Annotated in this window: 22 protein-coding genes; 13 read left to right on the forward strand and 9 right to left on the reverse strand. The window is 63.4% G+C overall.

The genetic code is table 11. The annotated features are described in order from the left end of the window. Window positions 1–12: 12 nt before the first annotated feature. Window positions 13–1,221: an AAA family ATPase gene (locus tag ACZ5G6_RS07480; protein ID WP_498690514.1), complete on the forward strand. Its 1,209-nt coding sequence runs from the start codon at window positions 13–15 to the stop codon at window positions 1,219–1,221. Between the two features lie 25 nt (window positions 1,222–1,246). Here the strand turns inward: ACZ5G6_RS07480 and ACZ5G6_RS07485 are convergent, their stop codons facing one another. The 5 genes from ACZ5G6_RS07485 to ACZ5G6_RS07505 are packed head-to-tail and all read right to left on the reverse strand — an operon-like array spanning window position 1,247 to window position 6,506. Beyond that, on the reverse strand, window positions 1,247–2,281 hold the full coding sequence (locus ACZ5G6_RS07485; RefSeq protein WP_498690516.1) for an aldo/keto reductase: 1,035 nt from the start codon (window positions 2,279–2,281) through the stop codon (window positions 1,247–1,249). Continuing rightward, window positions 2,281–3,648, reverse strand: a complete 1,368-nt coding sequence (locus tag ACZ5G6_RS07490) for an LLM class flavin-dependent oxidoreductase (RefSeq protein ID WP_498690518.1) — start codon at window positions 3,646–3,648, stop codon at window positions 2,281–2,283. The genes ACZ5G6_RS07485 and ACZ5G6_RS07490 overlap by 1 nt, the downstream gene beginning before the upstream one ends. A gap of 52 nt (window positions 3,649–3,700) precedes the next feature. Continuing rightward, complete coding sequence (locus ACZ5G6_RS07495; RefSeq protein ID WP_498690520.1) at window positions 3,701–4,444, reverse strand: ABC transporter ATP-binding protein; 744 nt, start codon at window positions 4,442–4,444, stop codon at window positions 3,701–3,703. Next, complete coding sequence (locus ACZ5G6_RS07500) at window positions 4,420–5,385, reverse strand: ABC transporter permease (protein ID WP_498690521.1); 966 nt, start codon at window positions 5,383–5,385, stop codon at window positions 4,420–4,422. The genes ACZ5G6_RS07495 and ACZ5G6_RS07500 overlap by 25 nt, the downstream gene beginning before the upstream one ends. A 2-nt stretch (window positions 5,386–5,387) precedes the next feature. Continuing rightward, a complete protein-coding gene (locus ACZ5G6_RS07505; RefSeq protein ID WP_498690523.1) occupies window positions 5,388–6,506 on the reverse strand; it encodes an ABC transporter substrate-binding protein in 1,119 nt (372 codons plus the stop codon). A gap of 484 nt (window positions 6,507–6,990) precedes the next feature. Between ACZ5G6_RS07505 and ACZ5G6_RS07510 the strand changes: the two genes are divergently transcribed. Both ACZ5G6_RS07510 and ACZ5G6_RS07515 read left to right on the forward strand, forming a co-directional pair. After that, window positions 6,991–7,503, forward strand: a complete 513-nt coding sequence (locus tag ACZ5G6_RS07510) for a GNAT family N-acetyltransferase (RefSeq protein ID WP_223936443.1) — start codon at window positions 6,991–6,993, stop codon at window positions 7,501–7,503. Window positions 7,504–7,573: 70 nt separating this feature from the next. Further along, entirely contained in the window at window positions 7,574–7,954 is a 381-nt protein-coding gene (locus ACZ5G6_RS07515; RefSeq protein WP_223948469.1) for a RidA family protein, read from the forward strand. 7 nt (window positions 7,955–7,961) lie between these two features. On the opposite strand, the gene ACZ5G6_RS07520 is transcribed toward ACZ5G6_RS07515, so the two are convergent. Beyond that, window positions 7,962–8,621 carry a response regulator gene (locus ACZ5G6_RS07520; RefSeq protein WP_223936445.1) on the reverse strand — a complete coding sequence of 220 codons (660 nt, stop codon included), beginning with the start codon at window positions 8,619–8,621 and terminating at the stop codon, window positions 7,962–7,964. Further along, a complete protein-coding gene (locus ACZ5G6_RS07525; protein WP_498691801.1) occupies window positions 8,614–10,353 on the reverse strand; it encodes a sensor histidine kinase in 1,740 nt (579 codons plus the stop codon). The genes ACZ5G6_RS07520 and ACZ5G6_RS07525 overlap by 8 nt, the downstream gene beginning before the upstream one ends. A gap of 198 nt (window positions 10,354–10,551) precedes the next feature. Between ACZ5G6_RS07525 and ACZ5G6_RS07530 the strand changes: the two genes are divergently transcribed. The 5 genes from ACZ5G6_RS07530 (at window position 10,552) to ACZ5G6_RS07550 (ending at window position 16,234) form a co-directional block, all read left to right on the forward strand. After that, entirely contained in the window at window positions 10,552–11,991 is a 1,440-nt protein-coding gene (locus ACZ5G6_RS07530; protein WP_498690529.1) for a CitMHS family transporter, read from the forward strand. 149 nt (window positions 11,992–12,140) lie between these two features. Continuing rightward, window positions 12,141–12,437, forward strand: a complete 297-nt coding sequence (gene gatC, locus ACZ5G6_RS07535) for an Asp-tRNA(Asn)/Glu-tRNA(Gln) amidotransferase subunit GatC (RefSeq protein WP_498690530.1) — start codon at window positions 12,141–12,143, stop codon at window positions 12,435–12,437. A 5-nt stretch (window positions 12,438–12,442) separates the two neighbouring features. Next, window positions 12,443–14,011: an Asp-tRNA(Asn)/Glu-tRNA(Gln) amidotransferase subunit GatA gene (gatA, locus tag ACZ5G6_RS07540; RefSeq protein ID WP_223936447.1), complete on the forward strand. Its 1,569-nt coding sequence runs from the start codon at window positions 12,443–12,445 to the stop codon at window positions 14,009–14,011. Then, window positions 14,011–15,519 carry an Asp-tRNA(Asn)/Glu-tRNA(Gln) amidotransferase subunit GatB gene (gatB, locus tag ACZ5G6_RS07545; RefSeq protein WP_223936448.1) on the forward strand — a complete coding sequence of 503 codons (1,509 nt, stop codon included), beginning with the start codon at window positions 14,011–14,013 and terminating at the stop codon, window positions 15,517–15,519. The genes gatA and gatB overlap by 1 nt, the downstream gene beginning before the upstream one ends. Before the next feature lie 142 nt (window positions 15,520–15,661). Further along, window positions 15,662–16,234 (forward strand): DUF5666 domain-containing protein, encoded by a 573-nt coding sequence (locus ACZ5G6_RS07550; RefSeq protein WP_223936449.1) that lies wholly within the window; start codon window positions 15,662–15,664, stop codon window positions 16,232–16,234. A gap of 50 nt (window positions 16,235–16,284) precedes the next feature. Here the strand turns inward: ACZ5G6_RS07550 and ACZ5G6_RS07555 are convergent, their stop codons facing one another. After that, entirely contained in the window at window positions 16,285–17,298 is a 1,014-nt protein-coding gene (locus ACZ5G6_RS07555) for a formylglycine-generating enzyme family protein (RefSeq protein WP_223936450.1), read from the reverse strand. 210 nt (window positions 17,299–17,508) lie between these two features. On the opposite strand from ACZ5G6_RS07555, the gene ACZ5G6_RS07560 reads away from it, so the two are divergent. The 5 genes from ACZ5G6_RS07560 to ACZ5G6_RS07580 all read left to right on the forward strand — a co-directional run bounded on the left by ACZ5G6_RS07560 (window position 17,509) and on the right by ACZ5G6_RS07580 (window position 23,526). After that, window positions 17,509–18,534 carry an ABC transporter permease gene (locus tag ACZ5G6_RS07560; RefSeq protein ID WP_498690534.1) on the forward strand — a complete coding sequence of 342 codons (1,026 nt, stop codon included), beginning with the start codon at window positions 17,509–17,511 and terminating at the stop codon, window positions 18,532–18,534. Between the two features lie 31 nt (window positions 18,535–18,565). Continuing rightward, window positions 18,566–19,489 carry a carbohydrate ABC transporter permease gene (locus ACZ5G6_RS07565; protein WP_498690536.1) on the forward strand — a complete coding sequence of 308 codons (924 nt, stop codon included), beginning with the start codon at window positions 18,566–18,568 and terminating at the stop codon, window positions 19,487–19,489. 65 nt (window positions 19,490–19,554) lie between these two features. Beyond that, window positions 19,555–21,216, forward strand: a complete 1,662-nt coding sequence (locus ACZ5G6_RS07570) for a type 2 periplasmic-binding domain-containing protein (RefSeq protein ID WP_498690539.1) — start codon at window positions 19,555–19,557, stop codon at window positions 21,214–21,216. A gap of 46 nt (window positions 21,217–21,262) precedes the next feature. Continuing rightward, on the forward strand, window positions 21,263–22,315 hold the full coding sequence (locus ACZ5G6_RS07575) for a LacI family DNA-binding transcriptional regulator (protein ID WP_498690541.1): 1,053 nt from the start codon (window positions 21,263–21,265) through the stop codon (window positions 22,313–22,315). 17 nt (window positions 22,316–22,332) lie between these two features. Next, complete coding sequence (locus ACZ5G6_RS07580) at window positions 22,333–23,526, forward strand: Gfo/Idh/MocA family protein (RefSeq protein WP_498690543.1); 1,194 nt, start codon at window positions 22,333–22,335, stop codon at window positions 23,524–23,526. Here the strand turns inward: ACZ5G6_RS07580 and ACZ5G6_RS07585 are convergent, their stop codons facing one another. Next, a complete protein-coding gene (locus ACZ5G6_RS07585) occupies window positions 23,527–24,465 on the reverse strand; it encodes a LysR family transcriptional regulator (RefSeq protein WP_498690545.1) in 939 nt (312 codons plus the stop codon). It lies immediately after the preceding gene. Between the last annotated feature and the right edge of the window lie 78 nt (window positions 24,466–24,543).

The raw sequence follows: 24,543 nt of genomic DNA on the forward strand, positions 1-24,543 counted from the left end.
CACCCTGCGCCCGTGATCAAGACCCTTGCGATCGCCAATTACCGCTCCATCCGCGATCTCGCGGTTGAGCTGCATGGCCTGGACGTGGTCACAGGGGCCAACGGCAGCGGCAAGTCCTCCCTCTACCGTGCGCTGCGCCTGCTCGCCGAATGTGCAGGGGGTGACTCCGGAAATGTGGTGGGCTCGTTGGCCAGGGACGGCGGCCTCGCGTCCACGCTCTGGGCTGGCCCGGAGTCGATCAGCGAGGCGATGCGGCGAGGCGAAGTTCCTGTCCAAGGTACGGTCCGCCGGGACTCCGTCAACCTGAAGTTGGGCTACTCCGGGGACGACTTCGGTTACCTCGTGGACTTGGGAATGCCCGTGTCCAGTGGCGCCGGATTCGACCAGGAAACAGGCAGGGCCCGTCCTTCTGCTTTTAGCCTGGATCCCGAGATCAAGCGCGAACAGATCTTTTCCGGACCAGTAGCAAGGCCAGGTTCCCTGTTGGTGGATCGCAAAGGAAGCCTTGCGAAGCTCCGGGGCGCTGACGGGGACTGGACTGAGCTTTCGCGGCGGCTGGACACCTTCCAGAGCATGCTGACGGAGGTTTCGGACCAGGACCGGGCACCTGAAGTACTCCGGGTTCGGGACTCAGTGCGTTCCTGGCGGTTCTACGATCACTTCAGGACAGATGCGGAAGCACCCGCCCGGCAAGCCCAGCTCGGCACCCGCACTCCCGTGCTGCACCACAGCGGGAAGGACCTGGCTGCGGCCCTGCAGACCCTGCGTGAAGTGGGATTTGAGCGTCAGTTGGATGCCGCCGTCGATCACGCTTTTCCGGGGAGCCACCTCGGGATCGCCGTGAGCGACGGCCGCTTCAGCGTGGAGTTGCGGCAGCCTGGCATGCTGCGGCCCATGAAGGCAGCCGAACTCTCGGATGGAACGTTGCGGTTCCTGCTGCTGACCGCCGCATTGCTCACTCCGCGGCCGCCGGAATTAATGGTCCTCAACGAACCCGAGACGAGTCTCCACGTCGATCTGATGCCGGCACTGGCTGGACTCATCGTCCAAGCCAGTGCCAACAGCCAGATGATCGTGGTGACACACTCCGAATCACTGCTCGGGGCGCTCCGGGAAAGTGGAGCGGCCCACGAGCACGAGCTCTACAAGGACTTGGGCGAGACCAGGATCAAGGGACTCGGTTCCTTGGAAGGCCCGTTGTGGAGTTGGCCCAAGCGGTAACAGCAACAACCGTGGTAACCGGGCTTTACCGCAATGAACGACGCCGCCGGGCCGGGTCGGTCAGCCATACCGGCTCGTAGCCCGCGTCAGCCGTGTTCAGCGTTGTGCCCGGTGCCACGATCTCGTCGATCCTGTCCAGGACGTCGGGGGACAGTGTGAGCTTGTCCGCTCCGAGCGCCGCCTCGAGATGCTCCAGTGTCCGTGGCCCGATGATCGCCGAGGTCACCGCAGGGTGCTCCAGCACGAAGGCCAAGGCGAGGTGGATCAAGGACAATCCGGCTTGGTCGGCGAGGTCCGTCAGCTCAAGCACGGCCTTGGTCTTGAGGGAGTTTCCGGGCAGGTCAGGATCATGCCGGGCCGGTTGGCGCGCCGCCCGGCTCGACGCAAGGTGTCCGCCGTCGTGCTTTATCCTTCCGGACAACCAACCGCCGGCCAGGGGACTCCACGGCAGGATACCGAGGCCGTGCTGTTGCGCCAACGGCAGGACCTCACGCTCAGCGCCACGGGCCAGGATCGAGTAGGGCGGCTGTTCGGTGACGGGCCGCTCCCGGTGGCGCTCCCGGGCCACGTACTGTGCTTCGACGATTTGCCCCGGAAGGAAAGTGGACGTCCCGATGTACCGGATCTTGCCCTGCGCGACGAGGTCACTGAGGGCGCCGAGCGTTTCGTCGATGTCAGTGTCGGGATCGGGCCGGTGGACTTGGTAGAGATCGATCCAGTCTGTTTGGAGGCGCCGAAGGCTGTCCTCGACTTCACGGATGATCCAGCGGCGCGAGTTGCCGGCCTGGTTCACGTCCTCGCCGAGGCGCCCGTGGACCTTGGTAGCGAGGACCACGGCATCGCGGCGTCCCTTCAAGGCCTTACCAACGATCTCCTCCGACTCGCCCTGGGAGTACACATCTGCCGTATCTATGATGTTGATGCCGGCGTCCAGGGCGCGGTGGATGATGCGGATGCTGTCGTCATGGTCTGGATTGCCGATGGCCCCGAACATCATGGTTCCCAGGGTCAGCTGGCTGACCTTGACGCCGGTGCGCCCAAGGTTGCGGTATTCGGCCATCAGAACGCCGAGCCGATGGAGGTAAGCTGCTGTGCCGCAGAACCTGCAAAGCGGTTCTCAGGCCGGGCAAGCCCGTAGTGCCCGCGCAGCGTCGACGCCGTGTATTCGGTGCGGAACAGCCCACGCTGCTGAAGGATCGGCACTACCTGGTCCACGAAGATCTCCAAACCGGAGGGGAGAACGGGCGGCATGATGTTGAAGCCGTCAGCCGCCCCTGCCTGGAACCAGTCCTGGATGGCATCGGCCACTTGCTCGGGCGTGCCGGAGAAAGTGCGGTGGCCACGCCCGCCACCCAAGCGACCGATCAGCTGCCGGACCGTGAGCTGCTCGCGGCGGGCAAGCTCCACGATCAACGTATAGCGGCTCTTGGCGCCTTCGATGTCATCCTCAGACGGAAGATCAGCCGGCAACTGCCGGTCCAGCGGGAGATCCCCGGGTGCCACACGCAGGGTCCTTGCCAGTTGTTCGCGGGCGTATTCAGGCTTGATGAGCTCATCGAGTTCACGCTCCAGCTTCAGTGCTTCTGCCTCCGTGGAACCAATCACGGGGACGATGCCGGGCAGGATCTTGATGCCCTCGGGATCCCGTCCCGCCGCCAGGGTGCGAGCCTTCAGGTCAGCGTAGAAAGCCTGCGCATCCTCCACTGTCTGGTGGGCTGTGAACACGGCCTCGGCGTACTGGGCGGCGAGCTTCTTGCCATCCTCTGAGGACCCCGCCTGCACGATCAGCGGGTGGCCCTGCGGGGAACGCGGGACGTTCAGGGGACCACGGACGCGGAAATGCTTGCCTTCGTGCTCAATGGCCCGGATCTTGTGGGCATCCCCCCACACACCTTCGGCCTTGTCAGCAAGTACTGCTTCGTCCTCCCAGCTGTCCCACAGCTTCTGGGCTACCTCGATGAACTCGGCCGCCCGCTCGTAACGGACCGCATGTGCCGGCTGGTCATCGACGCCGAAGTTTCGCGCCGCGTCCGGCCCCGCCGTCGTGACAACGTTCCAACCGGCGCGACCCCCGCTGACCCAGTCCACCGACGCGAAGCGCCGTGCCAGGTTGAAGGGGTCGTTGTAGGTGGTGGAGGCCGTGGCGATCAGGCCGATCTTTTGCGTTGCCGCGGCGATGGCGGTCAGCAGCACCGTGGGTTCCAGCTTGCCGGCAGGGCGACGACCCACCTCGCCGAAGAGGACAGGGGAGTCCGCGAAGAAGATGGAATCCAGCTTTCCGCGTTCCGCCGTGCGGGCCAGGTGCTGGTAGTGCTCCACCTTGGTGGATGCGAAAGGATCACTTTCCGGCAGGCGCCAGGAGGCCTCGTGATGGCCGGTGCTCATCAGGAAGGCGTTGAGGTGGAGTTGGCGTTGTGGGGTGGACATGGGTTTCTCCTTGATTTCTGGTGAGGGGATGGGTCTCGGTGGGTGTTGGGTTTCAGGCAGCAACGTGGACGCCGAGGGCAGAGAGCAGCTCGCCCCTCAGCGATGAACGCTCGACGCCGGTTCCGGCCTTGCGCTCAAGGGCTACACGGCCGCCTTGAAGGACGATCACGCGATCGGCCAACGTGATGGCCTCATCGACGTCGTGGGTGACGAGCAGGACGGCGGGGCGATGCGCGGCCACGAGTTCCTTCAACAGCGCGTGCATCTTCAGGCGGGTCAGGGCGTCGAGGGCGCCGAACGGTTCATCGGCAAGAAGCAGCCGGGGCTCCCGCACCAGCGACCTCGCCAAGGCGACGCGCTGCTGCTCACCTCCCGACAGCTCGTGCGGCCAGGCCTTTTCGCGGCCAGCGAGTCCCACCTCGGCGAGTGCACGGCGTCCGCGGAAATCGGCGTCGTGATCCCCGAGGCCCAAAGTGACGTTGCCCAGGACGGTGTCCCAGGGGAGGAGCCTCGAGTCCTGGAACACCACTGACACCTGGTCGGGGACCTTGACGATCCCACTGCCGCGGACGTCGCGGTCCAGTCCGGCAAGAGCGCGGAGCAATGTACTCTTACCGCAGCCGCTGGGGCCGAGCAGGGCGACGAACTCGCCAGGAGCAATGTCCAGGTCCACGCCGTTGAGCACGCCCTTGGGGCCGAAGCTTCGGATGAGGTTACGTACGGAGACCTCGTGGGAAGGTCCCGTGCGCGGTTGGGCTCCCTGCGAGACACTCAGCCCGCCAGCGTGCGTTGCCATGACAATGCCTTTCGTTCCAGGAGCCGGACGGCTGCGTCGGAAAGCAGGCCCAGGACGCCGTAGACGGCAAGGCCCAGGACGATGATGTTGGTTTGGCCGTACGTGCGGGCGAGCTCCATCATGTAGCCGATGCCGCTGGTGGAATTGATCTGCTCCACCACCACCAAGGACACCCATGCGCCAGTGACGGCGAAGCGAAGGCCCAGGAAGAATCCGGGCAGCGCTCCAGGGAGCACCACGCGGCGGATGAACCCGGACCGGGTTAGCCCCACGGTCTGTGCCAACTCGACGTATCGCAGGTCGATACCGCGCAGTCCGGCGTGCGTTTGCAGGTAAATGGGCACGAACACCCCCAACGTGATAGTCAGGACCTTCATGGTTTCGTCGATGCCGAACCACAGGATCAGCAGGGGGATCAAGGCCAGGCCGGGGATGGCGCGCTTGATTTGCACAGGACCATCGATCAACGCCTCTCCCACGCGGCTCAGTCCAGCCAGTAGTGCCAGCAGGGCTCCCACCACAATCCCGAACAACAGCCCCAAACCTGCACGCTGGGCAGAGATTGCAAGATTTTCCTGGAGTCGGCCGTCCGCGATCAGCTCGCCCGCCGTGGACACCACGGTCCACGGCTCGGACAAGATCCGCGGATCCAGCAGGCCGGTGGCCGACGCCGCTGTCCACAACATGATCAGCGCGACGGGACCCACCAAACCGGCCAGGCGGCGTCTTGGTCCAGGACCCAGGCGGCGGCTTGTGGGCCGCACATCCGGCCGGCCGCTGAGGGTGAGGTCAAGATGAGGTTCGACGCCCAGATGAGGTTCGACACCCAGATGAGGTTCGACGGCGGCACCCGGGTGGGTGCCGGCGTCGCGCGTTGGTGGGGGAGCCGTGCGGGCGCGGGCGGTAGCGGCAGACGCGCGCTGGGCAGCAGTGGTTGTCATGGCTAGGCACCCCCTGCCGCGGCGTAGGCCGTGCCGGCGATAGCCTCGAACCGCAGGTCATACAGCTTTGCAGCGTCCAGTTTGGGCTTCTTCTGCTCGCGTGCCAGCAGGTCGATGGTTTGCTGGTGGCGGGCAATGGCCTCCGTCCACGAGGTAGGGAGATCGCGCTCGCCCGCGGCATCGATCAGGTACTGGCCGTCCTCGCGGGAGAGCCCCTGATTCTTGACGTAGTAGCCCTCAAGCCATTCTTTGGGGTGGTCTTGGATCCACCGCTGTGCCTGTCCCCACAGGCCCACATACTCCGCAAGTGCGGCAGCCTTGGCCGGATCTTCCAAGACCTTGGCCGGCGCATACAGGTGACCGGGGTCGTCGCGGAGGCCGTGTCGGAGGGTGGTTCCGCCGTCGGCACCGTATTTGGCCAGGTATCGCTTGATTTGAACGCCTCCCAGTGGGGCAGCATCAACCTGCTTGCTGAACAGGGCCGTGGAATACGTGTCCCCGGTGCTGGGCAGTTCCACGAGCTTGACGTCTTTTTGTTCCAAGCCCGCCTTTTCCAGGATGCGCAGGACCAAAGCGCCTTGGGCCTGCCCGGGGCTGTAGGCGATCTTCTTGCCACGGAGGCCTTGGAGTTCCGTAATCCCGGCGCCGGGGGCCACACCCAATTCATAGAGTGGGTGGTTCACGGCGTCTTTGCGGTAGACGCTCGCAATGATCCGGACATCCAGGCCTGTCCACGTGGCATGGATAGGAGGTATGTCGGCCACCGAGCCAACATCCAGGGCGTTGGCCCGGAACGCTTCGGTAGTGGCCGGCCCGCCGGAAATGTTGGCAAACTTCACCGGGAAGCTGAGCTTCTTGTCCAGGCCGGAGAGTTCCAAGGCAACCTGTACCGTGGGGTCGCCCACTACCAGCGTGGTTCCTTCCGGGACAGCGGTGGCCAGCGGTGCCGTGACCTGCGCGGCCTGCGTGGATTCGCCACCAGCCGTTGCCGGACCGCCGCAGGCAGTCAACAGGCCGAGGGCGGGGAGGGCGATGAAGGCGCCGAGGACTTGGCGGCGGTTGGGTGCTGTGTGTCGATGATGGGTGTTGATCCGTGTTCGAACGCGGGGGGACGCGGACATGTAAAGCCTTTCAGGTGCGGGTGGGTCGCCGCAGCCCGGAGCCAATGGCTTAAACGGGCGGCGGTGGTGCGAATCGCTTATTTCTGAAGGCAGGACGGACAGCAGGTGCGAGCCTGCGTCGCGTTGAAGTGGGCCTGGGGCATCGTTCCTCCTGTTCTGTATGTCCGAGTGGTTTGTCTTTCCGAGCTTGTTTAGCGCAGTGAAGGGCAATGTGCGGTTGCCGTGTGGCAACTCAAGCACGGTCGCAGCACCCTTCGCCAGCGCTTCGACACGTGCCCGCAACAGCGGGAAACCGGGCTTCACGGCACGCCACAGGACTCAATCCAGCGCCACAGGAGGCAACACAAAAGCAGCCCAGTGGCGACTGCCACCATCAACGTGACGCAACAATCCGCCGTCGGGAATTCTGCGGTCGACTGATAGTTCGGTCACGGAAAGGGCTGTTTGGCGTCCGGGGCGGTAATGACGCCACTACCATTGATAAGTGCATTCGCCGATTACTGTCCGCCCAGCCCTGCCCGAAGACTACGACGACGTTGCCCGCATCACGCAGGATTCATACGTCACCGCGGGGTACTACGGCAGTGCGGACCACCCGTACCTGCGGCAACTCCAGGACGTGGCAGCTCGCGCGGAGCACGCCGAAATCTTCGTGGCGGAACGCAACGGCCAGGTGATCGGTTCGGTCACTGCTGCGCCAGCGGGCGGCGGTTTCTCGGACATCGGCCTGGACGACGAACTGGAACTGCGCACCCTGGTAGTAGATCCCGCAGTGCAGCGTTCGGGCGCCGGACGGGCCTTGGTGCAGGCCGTCGTCGAGCAAGCCAAAGCGATGGACGGCATCGGTGCCGTCTCCCTTACCACTGGGGCAACATGGGAGGGCGCCAACGCCCTCTACGCCCGCACCGGTTTTGCCCGCGCTCCGCACCGTGACTGGTTCGTCCCCGGCACCGACATAAAGCTGTTCGTTTACAGGCTGGACCTCCCACAGCCATAAAGTTTCCTTTCGTAAACCCCGTCACGTTCTGTATTGCCGGGACGGGAACAGCGATCAGGAAAGGCGCGGCATGCGCAAGACATATGGCACGGGTTCCGTCTGGGAACAGACCCTTGGATACTCCCGCGCGGTCCAGGTGGACAACACACTCTTCATCTCTGCCACGGCGGCCAGTGGGCCTGATGGCATCGTCGGCGATGACTTCTACTCGCAGACCAAATACATCCTTGAGAAGCTCGGAGCGGTCCTCGAAGAAGCCGGGTTCTCCTATGAGGACGTCGTTCAGTCCAAGCTGTACCTGACGGACATCAGCAAGTGGGAAGACGCAGGCCGCGCCCACGGCGAGGTTTTCGGCGAGATCCGTCCCACTCTGGCCCTGGTGCACGTGCTGCCGTTCCTGGACTCCAAAATGCTGGTGGAGATCGAGCTCGTGGCGCAGAAGTCCGCCTAGCCTGGGCCTAGCCCGGGATGCCGTAGCGGTGTTCCGGGCGGCCCGTGCTTCCGTAGCGTAATTGGATTTCGACGGCGCCATCGTCCGCAAGCGAGGACAGGTACCTTTGAGCGGTGGCCCGGGAAACGCCCACGCGGTCTGCGACTTCGGCGGCTGAGTATTGTTCGCCGGGAAGCAGTGATTCGAGTACTGCGGCTTCGGTGGCTGAGCGTGGCTTCTGCGCGGGCGTCACGTCGCCTGGGACCAGTGCGCGCTTGGCACGCTCGATCGTGGTCTGGTCAACACCTGCTTGCTGCCCAAGGATCCGGCGATACCGCGCATACGATCTCAGCTGCTGGGACAAGGATTCCGCGGTAAAGGGCTTCAACAAGTACCCCAGGGCGCCGCGACGCATCGCCACCCTGATGGACGGGGCGTCAGAAGCCGCTGTCAGCATGATGGCATCGATGTCCAGCTGTCCCAGCAAATCCAGCCCGGAACCGTCCGGCAGGTATACGTCCAGCAACACCAGATCCGGCCGCAGGCTGTGGATGGCCTGCAGCGCCTGGGACACCGAACCGGCCGGGGCAAGCGCCATGAAGCCGGCCACGGAGTCCACGTAGGCTGCATGCAGCCGGGCCACGTGGAAATCATCATCCACAATGAGCACCCTCAAATCGTCAGCCACTGCTGTCCTCCCGCATTGTTGTGCCGGTTGAATCTTCAGCGCCGATTGAACCAGCGCCGCCGCCGTCGGCCGTTCGCCCCATCACGCCCGGTATCGTTGCCATGAAGACCGCTCCGGGACCGCCTTTCCTGCCGGTTTCCAGGACGCGGACGTCCCCACCCCTGCGCCTGGCTAACTGCCGCACCAGAGCCAACCCCAAACCTTGTCCGGCCCCCTGACGCACCGGTTGTTCCGACGTCGTGAATCCTTCAGCGAAGACTTCCTCAGGTTCCAGGTTCCCCAAACCGTCCCCGGAGTCGCCGACGACGATGTGCAGTGTCCTGCTGTCCTGGCCGGCATCGTCCAGCAACTCAAGTTCTACCCAACGCTCCGCAGCGGAACCGGCGACGGCGGCGCTCACGGCGTTGTCGATCAGGTTGCCGAGCACTGTGGTGACGTCCTGCGGATCGGCCACGTGTCCCCGGACCAGTGTTTCCGGCCCGATCCGGAGTGCCACTCCGCGTTCGGAGGCCTCCACGCCCTTGGCACCGACGAAAGCCTGCAAGTACGCGTCTTGAAGGAGTTCTGCCTGCTCCACAGGGAACTTGAGGGGGCCGGTGGCGGAGATCTTCGCCAGGTATTCCTTGGCTTGCTCGTGTTGGCCGATGCTCATGAAGCCGGCAATGGTGTGGAGTTGGTTGGCGAATTCATGGCGCTGTGCGCGCAGGGCGGTGGACATGGTTCCGACCGCGTCCAACTGGCGGGTTAGTTGCTGCAGTTCGGTGCGGTCGCGGAGCATGACCACCCAGCCGAGGTCTTCCTTGCGGTGCCAGGCTTTGCGGGCGCTTGCCACCAGGACCCTGCCGCCGGCTACCAGTTCCACCGCTTCGGCGTCGCGGGCGGCGGGCTGGGTGAGTTGCTTGAGTTGCCCGGGAACGTTGGCTGTTGCCCAGTCCTGGCCGGTGACGTCGGGCAGGTCCAGGAGCCTGGCGGCAGCTGCGTTGAACACGGAGATGCGTCCGTCGGCGGCGATCCCGATCACGCCCTCGTCCACACCTTGGAGCACTGCCACTTGGTCGTGGACGAGGGTGCTGATCTCCTCCGGCTCCAAGCCCAACGTGAGCCGCTGCAGGCGGCGTCGGAGCAGGAAAGAAGCCAGGATTCCCGCAAGGAGTGCTCCGCCGGCGGTCAGGGCAATAGGCACAATGTCCTGTGCCAGGCTCTTGCTGAGGGACTCCATGGAGTAGCCCACGCTCACTTCGCCCACGATGGTGCCACCCGTGCCTTGGCTGCCGGACGAGGGTGCGTACACAGGCACCTTGGCACCCGCTGATGGACCCAAAGTGCCAGTATTGCGGGTGGTGATTTCCTGGCCGGCCAACGCCACTGAGGGGTCGGTGCTGACGCGTTCTCCAAGCCGTGCAACGTCCGGGTGGGCAAGCCGAAGCCCGGTTTCGTCGGTGATGACTACGAAGAGCGCGCCGGTCCGGATCCTGGCCGCTTCTGCTGCCGCCTGCAACGGACCTGCGGCCAGGACGCTGGGCGGCGGCGTTCCTTCTTCTTTGCTGATTGCCTGGACGTCTTGCCTGACATCGGGATCGGCTGCCACTGTTCGGGCGAGGGTGAGTGCTTGGTTTTCGGCTTCGTCGCCGATGCGTTCGTAGACCAGCCACGCGTGGACGGCGCCGCTCAGCAGCACTACGAGCAGTACAACCCCCAACTGCAGAAGGAGAGTCTGGGTGGAGAAACGCATACTGACCCGGCTGTTGCGCGGCACCGTCACTCCTTTCCTCCAGCTCCATTGAAGCACTGAGCACAATGCGCAAAACGCTCGCAATGATCAGTATTCCCAACAATTCCCGGAAACCCCAGCCCGTGACGGGCGCCACTATAACGTCTGTATTGCGCATCACATCGAAGTGGTGCCATTCACAGTAGTAAGGAGCCGGCCGTGCTGGTTTTGCTTGGATTCGCAATGATTGCGGTATTCATGGTCCTGATCATGACCAAAAAGTTGACGCCCGTCTTGGCGCTGATCATCGTCCCCACCATCTTCGGTCTCTTCGCGGGGGCCGGCTTGGGCATCGGTCCCATGGTTATGGACTCGATGAAGTCCATGACCTCCACGGCCGCGCTCCTGATGTTCGCCATCATCTACTTCGGCCTGATGATCGACGTCGGGCTGTTCGACCGCTTGGTGAAGTTCATTCTGCGCAAGCTCGGCAACGACCCCGCCAAGGTAGTCCTGGGCACAGCTATCCTCGCCGCGGCAGTCTCCCTGGACGGCGACGGCTCAACCACCTTCATCCTCACCACCGCCGCCATGTTGCCGGTCTACCTGCGCCTGAAGATGAGCCCCGTGGTCCTCACCTGCGTGGCCGGCCTCGCCAACGGCACCATGAACATCCTGCCGTGGGGCGGCCCCACAGCCCGCGCCGCTACCGCACTTAAGCTGGACGTCAACGACGTCTTCGTCCCCATGGTTCCGTCCCTGATCGTCGGCCTCATCGTCGTGCTCGTCTTCTCCTGGCTGCTCGGCCTGCAGGAACGCAACCGTCTCCGCACCACTGCTCCCGAGATCTGGGGCGACGTCGCCAATCCTTCCAACGCGTTCGACGGCGGCACCGGCCGCGGCGGCTCAACCACAACTGCAGGCAAGCCGGGCAGCGGCGGAGGCGCCGGCGTCGCAGTTTTGGAACGTACTGAAGTTCTCGTCGACGACCACGACACCGCCATGGCTGATACCGCACTGGATCCGAACCGCACCACGCTGCGCCCCAAGCTGTTCTGGTTCAACCTTGGGCTTACCGTCGCCGTCATGGTCACGCTGGTAGCCAACATCGTCCCGCTCCCGTTCGTCTTCATGGTGGGCTCGGCCATCGCACTGCTGGTCAACTTCCCCAAGGTCAAGGACCAAGGAGCCCAGCTGATCGCGCACGCACCGTCGATCGTCGCCGTCGTCAGCATGGTCATGGCAGCAGCCGTCCTCACCGGTGTACTCAACGGCACAGGCATGGTGAAGGCAATGTCCGAGTGGCTAGTCCAGATCATCCCGGCGGACATGGGACCATTCATGGCCGTCATCACCGGCGTGCTGAGCATCCCGATGACCTTCTTCATGAGCAACGACGCCTTCTACTTCGGTGTACTCCCTGTCCTCAGCGAAACCGCAGCACACTACGGCGTCGGTGCAGCGGACATGGCCCGCGCCTCCATCACCGGCCAGCCCTTCCACCTCCAGAGCCCGCTGGTCCCGGCCATCCTCCTGCTCGTCTCGCTGGCCAAGGTAGACCTGGGCGACCACCACAAGAAGGTCCTCTGGCGCACGGCTGTCATCTCGATAGTGATGCTGGCAGTCGGAGTCCTGACCGGAGCCATCGGCATCGGCTAACACCCAAACCCCAACGAGACAGCAAAGCGCGACATGGTCCGCTGTGCTGTCTTTTTGGGTTTGTGTGCGGGTGTAGCGTCAGGACACTCGGCACACCCAAGACAAGTAGACTGGTTCGGAAAACCATTTGAACTTTGCAGGGGAGATCCATGGCTGCGATCAACCGTGACGACGTCGCGCATCTTGCGCGTCTGGCTCACATTGAAATGAGTGCCGAAGAGCTGAACAGGATGGCGGTTGAGCTTGCCGTCATCGTGGATTCGGTGAAGTCCGTCAGCGAAGCCGCCGGGGAGGATGTCCCGGCCACGTCCCACCCGATTCCGCTGACCAACGTGTTCCGTGAGGACGTCGTGGGCCACACGTTTACGGCTGAGCAGGCGTTGTCCGGCGCTCCGGATGCTTACGAGAACCGTTTCAAGGTCCCGGCAATCCTGGATGAGGACTAATTACTATGACTGAGCTGAAGAACGAACTCATCCGCCACTCTGCTGCCGATCTCGCTGCGAAGCTGGCTGCCCGCGAGGTTTCCGCTGTTGAGGTGACGCAAGCGCACCTTGACCGTATTGCTGACGTGGACGGCCAGGTCAACGCGTTCCTGCACGTTAATACTGAGGAAGCTTTGGCTGTTGCGGCCGAGGTTGACGCTGCCCGCGCCGCCGGTGGCGCCGCTGCCGATGAACTTCATGCCCTGGCCGGTGTGCCGATTGCCGTGAAGGACCTCATTGTGACGATTGGCCAGCCGACGACGGCTGGTTCCAAGATCCTTGAGGGCTGGCACAGCCCGTATGACGCCACTGTGGTGAAGAAGCTGCGTGCGGCCAAGATGCCCATCCTCGGTAAGACCAACCTGGATGAGTTCGCCATGGGTTCCTCCACGGAACATTCGGCGTACGGCCCCACCCGTAACCCCTGGGACCTGGACCGCATTCCTGGTGGTTCGGGCGGTGGCTCGGCTGCCGCCGTCGCCGCTTTTGAAGCGCCGTTGGCGCTTGGCACGGACACGGGCGGATCGATCCGCCAGCCGGGTGCTGTCACCGGAACCGTTGGCGTGAAGCCGACGTATGGTGCGGTGTCCCGCTATGGCGCGATTGCCATGGCATCCTCGCTGGACCAGATTGGCCCGGTGTCCCGCACGGTGTTGGACGCGGCTCTGTTGCAGGAAGTCATCGGCGGGCACGATCCATTTGATTCAACGTCCCTGACTGATCCGTTCAATGACCTCGTTGCCGCCGCCCGAGTGGGCAACGTCGCGGGCCTGAAGATCGGCATCATCAAGGAGCTGCACGGCGAGGGCTACCAGGCTGGCGTCGAGAACCGCTTCAACGAGTCCCTTGAGCTCCTCAAGGAAGCCGGCGCGGAAATCGTGGAGGTTTCCTGCCCGAACTTCAAGTACGCCCTGGGCGCTTACTACCTGATCATGCCGTCCGAGGTGTCCAGCAACCTGGCCAAGTTCGACGGCGTTCGGTATGGCCTGCGCGTCCTGCCCAAGGACGGCCCGATGACCATCGAGCGTGTCATGGGCGCAACCCGCGCCGCCGGTTTCGGTGACGAAGTCAAGCGCCGCATCATCCTGGGCACCTACGCGCTGAGCGCCGGCTATTACGACGCATACTACGGTTCGGCCCAGAAGGTCCGGACGCTGATCCAGCGCGATTTCGATGCTGCGTTTGCCAAGGCGGACGTCCTGATCTCGCCCACCGCGCCCACTACCGCGTTCAAGCTGGGGGAGAAGCTGGACGATCCGCTGGCAATGTACCTGAATGACGTCGCCACCATCCCCGCCAACATGGCTGGTATCCCGGGCCTGTCATTGCCCGGCGGCCTGGCGGACGAGGACGGCTTGCCCGTTGGCGTCCAGCTGCTGGCCCCTGCCCGCCAGGATGCCCGCCTCTACCGTGTGGGTGCTGTCCTCGAGTCCATCCTTGAAGAAAAGTGGGGCGGTCCCCTTCTTGCGCAGGCGCCTGAATTGAAGACACCCGCCCTCGGTGCCGCATCCAACTCCGCCGGAGGTTCAAACTAATGTCCGTCGATGCAACCCTGAGCTTCGAAGAGGCCATGGAGAAGTACGATCCTGTTCTGGGGTTCGAGGTCCACGTGGAGCTGAACACCAAGACCAAGATGTTCTCCTCCGCGCCCAACGTCTTCGGTGACGAGCCCAACACCAACGTCAACGAGGTCGACCTCGGCATGCCCGGCGTCCTTCCGGTGGTGAACAAAACGGCTGTGGAGTCCTCCATCAAGATCGGCCTTGCCCTGAACTGCAAGATCGCCGAATACTGCCGCTTCGCCCGGAAGAACTACTTCTACCCGGATACCCCGAAGAACTTCCAGACGTCGCAGTATGACGAGCCGATCGCGTACGACGGCTACCTCGACATCGAGCTCGAAGACGGGACGGTCTTCCGCGTCGAGATCGAGCGTGCCCACATGGAAGAGGACGCCGGTAAGCTCACGCACATGGGTGGCTCCGCAGGCCGCATCCAGGGTGCCGACTACTCTCTGGTGGACTACAACCGCTCTGGTGTGCCGCTCGTGGAGATCGTCACCAAGCCGATCCAGGGTGCTGGAAGCCGTGCCCCTGAACTGGCCAAGGCTTACGTTGCGGCTGTCCGTGAGATCGTGAAGAACCTTGGTGTTTCCGATGCCAAGATGGAGCGCGGCAACGTCCGCTGCGACGCCAACGTTTCCCTGCGCCCGCACGGCCAGGAACGCTTCGGCATCCGCTCGGAGACGAAGAACGTCAACTCGCTGCGAGCCGTCGAGCATGCCGTCCGTTACGAGATCCAGCGTCATGCTGCCGTCCTGGACTCCGGCCAGCCGGTCATCCAGGAGACCCGCCACTGGCACGAGGACACGCGTTCGACGACGTCTGGCCGGGCCAAGTCCGACGCCGACGATTACCGTTACTTCCCGGAACCGGACCTGGTTCCCGTCGTTGCCTCGCGTGAGTGGGTGGAGGAGCTTCGCGCCACCCTTCCCGAGCCGCCGGCCGAGCGCCGCAAGCGCCTGAAGGAAGCCTGGGGCTACTCGGATCTGGAATTCCGCGATGTGGTAAATGCCGGGGTCATGGACTCGATCGAGGAAACCATCGCAGCCGGTGCGAGCGCAGACGTTGCCCGCAAGTGGTGGATGGGGGAGATCGTCGGCCGCGCCAAGGTTGCCGACGTCGATCCCGCCGAACTCGGTGTCACGCCGCAGGTCATCGTCGAGCTGAACAAGCTCGTCGAGGGAGGCAAGATCAACAACAAGATGGCCACCCAGGTGCTGGACGGCGTGCTCGCTGGCGAAGGCACTCCGGCGGAGATCGTCGACAAGCGCGGCCTGGCCGTGGTGTCCGACGACGGTCCGCTCCTGGAAGCCATCGACGCCGCACTGGCCGCACAGCCAGACGTCGCGGAGAAGATCCGTGGCGGCAAGGTCCAGGCCATCGGTGCGATTGTTGGCGGCGTCATGAAGGCCACCCGTGGCCAGGCTGATGCCGGCCGTGTCCGCGAACTGATCCTGGAGAAGCTCGGCGTCGAAGGCTAGCTTCCCGCGCGTCCCACCAAAGTAGCCCGCAGTTGTCTAACTGTGGGCTACTTTGCATTTGGGCGAAAAGTCACAGCTGGAATACAGCATGCGGGTCCATGATTGAAGTGTCAGCCCACGGTTGGCACTGAAAGGATCGGACATGTCCTCCATGACACCGGGCCTTCGCAAGGCCCTCATAGCCGGCGGCATAACCGTCGCATTGACCGGCGGCGGGGCCGCCGCTGTGTGGGCAGGCACCCAGCCCAGCCCTACGCCGTCGAGCGCTACCGCATCACCTGACCCAACGGCGACAGCGTCGCCCTCGCCCTCTCCAGGATCGAAGAGCTTCGCCGTGCATGGGCGGGGCATCCACGGAGAGTTCACCGTCAAGAACCAGGACGGCACGTATCGGATCGTTCTTACGCAGACAGGCAAGATCGAGTCCGTGAACAGCACTTCGATCACGGTGAAGAGCGACGACGGCTTCACACAGAGCTACGCGATCAATTCCGATACGCGCATCTCACGGATGCCCACTGAACTTTCGGAGCTCCGGAACGGAAAGGGTAAGCCCACGCTGCCTTCAGCTACCGCAGCAGACCTTAAGGCCGGCGACACCGTCCGGATAGCCGGGTCCAAGGACGGCGACACCGTGACGGCACAGCGGATCGTGTCCGGTGAGCTTCCGGCCGTCCTCAAGGGCCATGGCCTCAAGGGGCGCGGACACAGTTAGCCGCCGCTAATGACAGACAGTAACCAGTTGGTCCGCGCCCCTACAACCGCTTAGAGCGCTACGGTCCTGAACCCGAGGTTGGCGCTGGCCGAGTCCGGGGTGTTCGAGCTCCGCGCGGCCAGCCGGTAACGGTTGCAGTAAGAGTCGTGGCACAGGTATGAACCGCCCCGCATCACTCTTCCACGGCCAATCGTTGGCCCTTGGGGGTCTTGCACTGTGCCGGCAGCGAGGCACGTCTTGTAGTACTTCGGCAGGAACCAGTCGCTGCACCACTCCCACACGTTGCCGCTGGTCTGGTAAAGCCCATAGCCGTTTGGGGCGAAGGACCTGGCCGGCGCTGTGGTGAGGTAGCCGTCCTCGACGTCGTTACGCATGGGAAACTCGCCTTGCCAGATATTGCAGTTGTGGCGGGCACTGCCTTCGGCGCCGTCATTGTGAAGTTCGCTGCCCCATGGATACCGCTGACCGGCCACGCCGCCGCGGGCTGCATACTCCCATTCGGCCTCGGTGGGCAGTCGCCGCCCGGCCCAGGCACAGTACGCCACGGCGTCGTTGAAGGACACGTGGGTCACCGGGTGGTCCGGGATATCCGTCCAGTGGGAGAGGGGGCCTGCTGGGTGGGCCCAGTACGCGCCGCGCACATTGAGCCACCAGGGGACGTTGTTGACGCGGTTCAGGATGTCGTGCGGCTCCGCCTTGACTGCAAGATGAAACACCGCAGAGGTCCCGAACTCTTCAGATTCCGTGCGGTGCCCTGTGGCATCCACGAATGCCGCGAACTCTGTGTTCGTTACCGTGGTTGCACTGATGGTGAAGCCGGAAACGGATACTTCGTGCACCGGGGTTTCGCCGTCGCCGTCGTAGCCTTCGCCGAAAGGATCGCCCATGGCGAAGGTCCCGGACGGAATGTCGACGTCGGCGTTACCGGCCGTTTGGGCTCCGTTGTTGGAGCGTACGACGCCGGCAGCCGGGCTGTGATGTCCGCCCACCGCCCGTAGTGGGAGTGTCAGCCCGGGTGTGGAATGTTCCCGGGCGCTGGCGCCCGGGGTGCAGCAATCTGCCATGTCAACCTTCCCTCTGCGGTTCTCCATCAATCTTAGTGGCGGCGGCCACACAGCCAAGAATGATCAAAACTGATTTCTAATGTCAGTTTCAATCATGATCTTGCAAATAGGGAAGACGTCACTTATGGTTTGTTAAACGGTTAACGAGCGTGGTTTGGATCACACTCATCATGACGTTGATGACCTTTGCCCAGCACCTGAGGAGACAGCATGAACTCGACGACGCAACAAGCTCCGGCCTTGCCGGAAGCGCACCGCGTCCCGGAGCCATCGACAGGAAAACCCGGAACGGGGAAGCGCAAGGCTGCCAAGGCGCCCCAGCAAAGCTTCCGGTCACGGCTGAGACGCGACAAGCAGATGCTCCTGATGATGCTCCCGGGCGTCGCTTTCCTGCTGCTGTTCTTCTACATCCCCATCCTGGGCAACGTCATAGCGTTCCAGGACTACCAGCCATACCTCGGCATCGGGGACAGTCTGTTCGTTGGCTGGCAGAACTTCGTGGACCTGTTCGGCAATCCCGACTTCATTCACGCGTTTTGGAACACGCTCTACCTGGCGGCCTGGCAGCTGGTTTTCCTTTTCCCGGTGCCTTTGGTGCTCGCACTGATTGTGGATTCCCTGGTCAGCACGCGGGTCCGCAGGATTTTCCAAAGCATCGCCTACCTGCCGCACTTCCTCTCATGGGTACTGGTGATCGCCTTCTTCCAGCAGATGCTTGGCGGTGCGGGCTTCGTGAACAACCTGCTCCGCGACTGGGGCATGGATCCGATTCCCTTCATGACCAACCCGGAGACCTTCCCCGTCATGGTGGTAGTCCAGATGATTTGGAAGGACGCCGGCTGGGCCATGATCATTTTCCTGGCCGCCTTGGCAAGCATCGATGCCTCACTCTATGAGGCGGCCGCGGCGGACGGCGCGGGTCGTTGGCGCCGGATGTGGCACATCACGCTGCCCGGGCTCAGGCCCGTGATCGTGCTCCTCCTGATCCTGCGCATCGGCGACATTCTCTCCGTCGGTTTCGAGCAGTTCATCCTCCAACGTGACGCCGTGGGTGCCGGGGCAGCGGAGGTTCTGGACACCTTTACCTACTACACCGGCGTGGTCGGTGGTGGCTGGAGTTCAGGTGCCGCGGCCGGCCTGGCCAAGGGTGTTGTCAGCGCCCTTCTGATCTACGGCGCCAACAAACTTGCCCACCGCTTCGGCGAAGACGGAATTTTTGCAAAGCAAGCACGCTGAGCCCATGCGGCTGCTGCACAAGGAGAACCCCATGGCAACAACACTTTTCACGAGGAAACCCCGGGAACTGAGCTACAACCCCAAACGACCCGTATGGAAGGAACGCCCGTCGCCGCTGTACCAAACAGTCAAGGCCGTGGTCCTCGTCCTTTTCAGCTTGTCCATCCTGACACCAATCCTCCTGGTGGTATCGACGTCGCTGGCGGACACCGAGCAACTCGTCCAGGCTGGCGGATTCGTGCTCTGGCCCGAGCGGCCCACCTTGGAGGCCTACGCCACGATCTTCAAAGGTCCCATGGTCCTGCAGTCCCTCGGGGTGAGCATGCTCATCACTGCTGTGGGCACCATCCTGGCGCTGTTCGTGACCATCACCATGGCCTACGCCACCAGCAGATCTGTCCTCTTCGGCCGTCCCGTGGTGCTCGCTGTGCTGTTCACGCTGTTGTTCGCGCCGGGCCTCATCCCGTCCTTCCTCATGATTCGACAGCTCGGGCTGCTGGATTCCCTGTGGTCGCTGATCCTTCCGGGCATCTTCGGTGCCTTCAACTTCGTGGTGATGCGCTCGTTCTTCATGAACATCCCGGGCGAACTGATCGAAAGCGCCAGGATCGATGGTGCCAACGACTGGCAGATCCTGTGGCGGATCGTCATGCCACTGTCCAAGGCCGTCATCGCCGTCGTCGGTTTGTTCTATGCCGTTGGTTTCTGGAACTCGTTCTTCAACGCACTGCTCTACATCAATGACCACAGCAAATGGCCCATCCAACTGCTGCTTCGCAACTTCGTGGTCCAAGGCAGCGGAGCGGCAGACCAGCTCGGAATCACCACCACCCCGCCGCCGCAGTCCATCCAGATGGCAGTAGTCGTAGTGGCGCTTGTCCCCATCCTGATGGTTTACCCGTTCCTCCAAAAGCACTTTGCCAAGGGCGTCATCACAGGCGCCGTGAAGGGCTAGCCGCACGGCCGGTCCATAGACATGCAATACCAACCATGAAGAAAGTAACCAGAAAGGGTTATGCCATGACGAGCACTACCTCAGGACAGGCTGGATTCAGCCGTCGCGGCTTCCTTGGCCTCGCGGGCCTGGCCGTCACCGCCGTCGGCCTGTCTGCTTGCGGGGGTGGCGGAGCTGCGGGCAGCGGAGGCGCCGCTGCCTCGGCGTCCGTGAAGTTGCCCACCTACAAGGAATTCACCGGCGTCACTCCGGACCTCGCCGGCAACGCCAAAGGCCTGCAGGCTGGCTATTTCAAACTGCCCACTGCCGTGCAGTCCGTGAAGACTCCGCCGCTAAAGGGCAAGGTGACTGGGCTGACGGAAACCTTCGACACCATGAGTCCCGGCTTGAAGGACAACCCCTTCTGGCAGCGCCTCAACGCCAAGCTCGGCGGCGACCTGGAACTGCAGATCGCCGAAGATATCGGGGACGGCTACCCTGCGAAGTTCGCCACTGTCCTGGCAAGCAACGAACTGCCGGACATGATGTGGGTTCCGCCCAACCAAGGCATCCCCAACGTTGGCCCCATGCTCGAAGCCAAGTTCCAGGACCTGACGCCGTACCTCTCAGGTGACGCCGTCCTCGAGTACCCCAACCTGGCCGCACTCAAGCCCGATTCCTGGAAGACCGCCGTCGTGAACGGCAAGATTTGGGGAGCGCCCATCCCGAGCACCCCGTTCGGCCAGGTGTACGTGGGCAATCACGATGTCTGGGCCCAAGTAGGTGGTTTCGAGGCTTCGAGCACGGACGAATTCCTGGACAAGGCCAAGGAACTGACGCGTCCGGGCGATCAGAAGTACGCCCTTGAGCCGGCCTACATCAACGCTCTCCACATGGTTACTGAATGGTTTGGCGCACCGAACAGCTGGGCCGTCAACAAGGACCGTACCTTGACGCATTTGTATGAAACGGACGAGTACATGGCCGGCGTGGAATTCACCGCCAAGATGTTCGCGGCCGGCGTCTTCTACCCGGACTCCAAAGCCACGGACATTCGCTCCCGGGTTGCCAACGGCAGTGTTGCGGCACAGGTGGTAGTGGGCCCCCACGACATCCGAAGCTACCGGGCGTTGAACAAGACCGCCAAGTTCGACATCCTCGTTCCGTTCAGCGCCGACGGGAAGGTCAAGCCAACCTACGACATGGGCTACGGCACGGTCGGTTTCACGCCGTTCAAGAAGGCTGAGGAAGGCAAGATCCGCGAACTCCTGGCCCTCATCAACTACCTTTCGGCACCGTTCGGCACCGTGGAGTACATGCAGAAGAACTTCGGCGAGCTCGGCGAGGACTACACCCTGGACGGCTCGGGCAACCCGGTCCGCACGGAGACTGGAACCACCAATGCGCCGGGCTTGGTTTCGGCGCTGAACATCATGTCCAGCCCCGAAAACGTCATCTTCAACCCCGGCTTCGACGACGACACCCGCTATGTCAGCCAGCAGGAAGAGAAACTGCTGGAGCTCGCGTGGCGCAACCCCACTAACGGTTCCTATTCCGATACGAACGCCAAGGTCGGAGCGAAAATCACCAAGCAGTTGCGGGACAAGGTTGTGGACATCATTACCGGCCGCGCCAAGATCGACGCACTCAAGGACGCGGTCAAGCGCTGGAAGAGCGAAGGTGGCGACAAGATGCGCGACGAATACCAGGCCGCGTTGGATCCCAACGCTCCCGTGTTCAGGAGCTAGCCTCAAAAAACCAGACGAAAAAAGACACAACAAGCAGGGGGAAATCATGGCAAAAGCGAGTAACACCGGAGTCCGGCCCACCATTCGCATGGTGGCCGAACTCGCAGGTGTTTCCACGGCCACGGTTTCCTACGTGTTGTCCGGCCGTCGGGGGGATGCGGGACCAGGAGTTTCGGTCCCGACGGCGGAAAAGGTCAAGGCAGCTGCCGAGCGGCTTGGCTACCGCCCCAACCAGGCGGCGCGGGCTATCCGGACGGGGCGAACCAACACCGTGATCCTGTCCTTGACCATGCTTTCGGATCCGTGGTCACTGTCCGTCATTGATGCGGTGCAACGGGCCGCCGCTCCGTACGGGATTACCCCGATGATCCTTGGCGACGCCGATTGGGTGAAGGTCCTCGGCACACATAACGCCGATGCCGTGTTCGTGGATGCAGTCCGCCCCGAGCAGCGGGGCGCCCTTCGGAAGCTCGCGGAGCATGGGACCACGTTGGTGGTCTTTGATGAGGAGCTTGGAGCGGAGAATTTCGACGTTATCCGTTCCATCGCAGGTCCAGGCTGCCGCATGGCCGTGGAGCATCTGCTCCACGGCCACCGGCAGATCGCTTGCCTGACTCCGGCAACGGCTGCCGGCACCTCTGGCGGAACCCGCTACCGGGCCTACTCAGAGGTCTTAACGGAAGCAGGCATTCCGGAAAACGAGGATTTTGTGGGGCTCTTCGATGGCACGTCCGCCGGTGCCTACGCTGCTGCGACCCGGCTGCTCAGCCTGCCGGACCGGCCCACGGCCATCTACGCCACCACGGACTTCGCGGCTGTCGCGGCCATTAATGCAGCCCAGCGGCTTGGGCTGGGCGTGGGCGTGGACGTGGACGTCATCGGTGTGGGCAACACCGTGGAGGGGGAGCGTATGTCGCCTTCACTCAGCACCGTCGGTCCAGTGGATTTTTTCGACAAGCTTGCCCGGCTTCTCCTGCAGAGGGCCACGGCACCTGTTACCTCGGAGGCCTCCCGCGAGCCTGCGGTCCTGGACTTCCCGTGGCACCTGTTCGTGCGCGAATCGGCGCCACACCGCAGCGCCGCAACCAGACTTTACTAAGAATCAGCAGAAGGAAATTGCACACCATGGAAAAGGATTTGAAGGTCGGCATTGTGGGTTTCGGCCTGCGCTCGGGGTTGTGGAGACACGCCCATAAGCCGGGCCAGGGCTCAGAGGTCACGATTGTTTGCGATCTGAGCGAGCGCGGACGCGCGGATGCCGCGGAACGCATTCCGTCGGCCCGCGTCACGGACGACCTCGAGGAACTGCTGGCCAGCGGCCTCGACGCCGTACTGGTGCTGACCCCCGATAACCAGCACGCCGCCGTCGCACTCCGGACGCTCAAGGCGGGCATCCCGACGTTCTGCGAGAAGCCGCTTGACGTCACGCTGGAGGCCGCGGACCTCATCCTGAAGACGGCGTTCGAAACCGGGACGCGCTTGTATGTAGGCCACAACATGCGGCACATGCCGGTTGTAGTACAGATGCGCCAAATCATCGAGGAAGGCCGGATCGGCGAGGTCAAAGCCATTTGGTGCCGCCACTTCGTGGGCCACGGCGGCGACTACTACTTCAAGGACTGGCACGCGCAGCGCGCCAACGTCACCTCGCTGTTGCTCCAGAAGGGTGCCCACGATATCGACGTCATCCACTGGCTGGCGGGCGGCTACACCAAGCGCGTTGCCGCCGTCGGTGATCTTGCGGTCTATGGCGGCGTCACCAACCGCAGCAACAACGATGGCAAGCGCATGGGCGACTGGTTCTCCGTGGACAACTGGCCGCCGACGGAGCAGAAGGACCTGGCGGAAGTGATCGACGTCGAGGATATTTCCATGATGAACATGGTCCTGGACAACGGTGTGCTGGCCTCGTACCAGCAATGCCACTTCACGCCGGACTATTGGCGGAACTACACCATCATCGGCACCAAGGGCAGGATCGAGAACTTCGGTGATGGGCCGGGTGAGACCATCAACGTGTGGACCAGCCGTAGCTCGGGCTTCGCAGCTCCGGACGAAGTCATCGAGATCCAGGATGGCGAGGGCGGACACGGAGGCGCCGATCCGCGCCTGATTGAGGAGTTCCTGCGCTTCGCAGCCCATGGCGGCCAGACCCAAACCAGCCCCATCGCCGCACGCCAGGCCGTGGTGGCCGGCATCCTCGCCGCGGAATCGCTGCGCGGCGACGGATCCGCACGGGAGGTCCCCGAGCTTCCGGCCGAACTCGTGGAGTACTTCGACGCCGGACAGCCCGCACTGGTCCGCGACTAGCTAGCGGGGGCTGGATAGCTCGATAAGCTCGGTCATGACGGTTTGAAGTGACTCGCAGACCGTCATGACCGATTTCCGTTTAAGCGATTCCGGCCGGGCCAGGATGTCGATCTTTCGCACGGAATTCACGCCGGCCAGCGGACGCAGCACCACCCCGGCGTCCAGCACACGCCGAGCCGTGAATCGCGGCAGCAGCCCGATCGCGCCGCCAGCCGAGACGAGCGCAGCCACAGTGGAGTAGTCGTTGATCCGGTGAAGTACCTCAGCTGGCCTGCCGCTCACGGCAACGACGGCGGCCAGGACGTCCGCGGGGGAGTAGCCATCACGGCTGGTCACCCATGGTTCATCCACTACGTCGGATGGCTCCAGTTCGCGCCGGGACGCCAGCGGGTGATCCGCAGGCAAGGCAATGTCCAAGGGCTCGTCGGCCAGGGGAATCACCGCCACTTTGTCCTCCGGCCAGGGCGGGCTGTTGTCCATCCTGTGCGCCAGGACGAGATCGTAGCGTGCAGCCAACCCCGGGAAATCCTCCTGGGCCACGTCCTCATCCGAGAGACGCAGCCTGGGTGACTTACCGTCGTCGGACGCCCCTCCGGTTGCCAGGAGAGCTGCCAATGGCGCGAACAGCGCCTGCCCGGCACTGTGGAAGGCGCTCACGCTCACCGGCGAGTCGGGAGCGTCGTGATACGCACCGATCGCCGCCCGCGCGTCAGCCATGGCATTAACGACGGCGGCACCTGCCTCGGCGAGGACGCGGCCGGCGTCGGTCAGCACCAGCGCGCGTCCCTCCTTGCGAGTCAGCGGAACGTCAACCGATTTCTGGAGCAGGGCGAGCTGTTGGGAAACGGCCGACGGCGTGACCATGAGGGTCTCCGCAACTGCTTTGACGCTGCCGAGGTCGCCGAGTTCCCTGAGCATCTGCAGCTGATGAATTTCCATTAGTAAATGCTAAATCGTTGATTGAGGAAAAACTAGTTGTGCTAAATCGTTGGCGGGGCTCTAATGGAGTCAGCAGCA

The sequence above is a fragment of the Arthrobacter sp. TmtSoilC51 genome, assembly GCF_055388015.1.

What these genes read in the sequence shown, in the direction of transcription:
- ACZ5G6_RS07525 (WP_498691801.1), bottom strand. Translation starts at nt 10,353, where the DNA reads ATGCGTTTCTCCACCCAGACTCTCCTTCTGCAGTTGGGGGTTGTACTG.
- ACZ5G6_RS07570 (WP_498690539.1), top strand. Translation starts at nt 19,555, where the DNA reads ATGACGAGCACTACCTCAGGACAGGCTGGATTCAGCCGTCGCGGCTTC.
- ACZ5G6_RS07560 (WP_498690534.1), top strand. Translation starts at nt 17,509, where the DNA reads ATGAACTCGACGACGCAACAAGCTCCGGCCTTGCCGGAAGCGCACCGC.
- ACZ5G6_RS07505 (WP_498690523.1), bottom strand. Translation starts at nt 6,506, where the DNA reads ATGTCCGCGTCCCCCCGCGTTCGAACACGGATCAACACCCATCATCGA.
- ACZ5G6_RS07490 (WP_498690518.1), bottom strand. Translation starts at nt 3,648, where the DNA reads ATGTCCACCCCACAACGCCAACTCCACCTCAACGCCTTCCTGATGAGC.
- ACZ5G6_RS07515 (WP_223948469.1), top strand. Translation starts at nt 7,574, where the DNA reads ATGCGCAAGACATATGGCACGGGTTCCGTCTGGGAACAGACCCTTGGA.
- ACZ5G6_RS07495 (WP_498690520.1), bottom strand. Translation starts at nt 4,444, where the DNA reads ATGGCAACGCACGCTGGCGGGCTGAGTGTCTCGCAGGGAGCCCAACCG.
- ACZ5G6_RS07550 (WP_223936449.1), top strand. Translation starts at nt 15,662, where the DNA reads ATGTCCTCCATGACACCGGGCCTTCGCAAGGCCCTCATAGCCGGCGGC.
- ACZ5G6_RS07500 (WP_498690521.1), bottom strand. Translation starts at nt 5,385, where the DNA reads ATGACAACCACTGCTGCCCAGCGCGCGTCTGCCGCTACCGCCCGCGCC.
- ACZ5G6_RS07585 (WP_498690545.1), bottom strand. Translation starts at nt 24,465, where the DNA reads ATGGAAATTCATCAGCTGCAGATGCTCAGGGAACTCGGCGACCTCGGC.
- gatC (WP_498690530.1), top strand. Translation starts at nt 12,141, where the DNA reads ATGGCTGCGATCAACCGTGACGACGTCGCGCATCTTGCGCGTCTGGCT.
- gatA (WP_223936447.1), top strand. Translation starts at nt 12,443, where the DNA reads ATGACTGAGCTGAAGAACGAACTCATCCGCCACTCTGCTGCCGATCTC.
- ACZ5G6_RS07555 (WP_223936450.1), bottom strand. Translation starts at nt 17,298, where the DNA reads ATGGCAGATTGCTGCACCCCGGGCGCCAGCGCCCGGGAACATTCCACA.
- ACZ5G6_RS07575 (WP_498690541.1), top strand. Translation starts at nt 21,263, where the DNA reads ATGGCAAAAGCGAGTAACACCGGAGTCCGGCCCACCATTCGCATGGTG.
- gatB (WP_223936448.1), top strand. Translation starts at nt 14,011, where the DNA reads ATGTCCGTCGATGCAACCCTGAGCTTCGAAGAGGCCATGGAGAAGTAC.
- ACZ5G6_RS07565 (WP_498690536.1), top strand. Translation starts at nt 18,566, where the DNA reads ATGGCAACAACACTTTTCACGAGGAAACCCCGGGAACTGAGCTACAAC.
- ACZ5G6_RS07485 (WP_498690516.1), bottom strand. Translation starts at nt 2,281, where the DNA reads ATGGCCGAATACCGCAACCTTGGGCGCACCGGCGTCAAGGTCAGCCAG.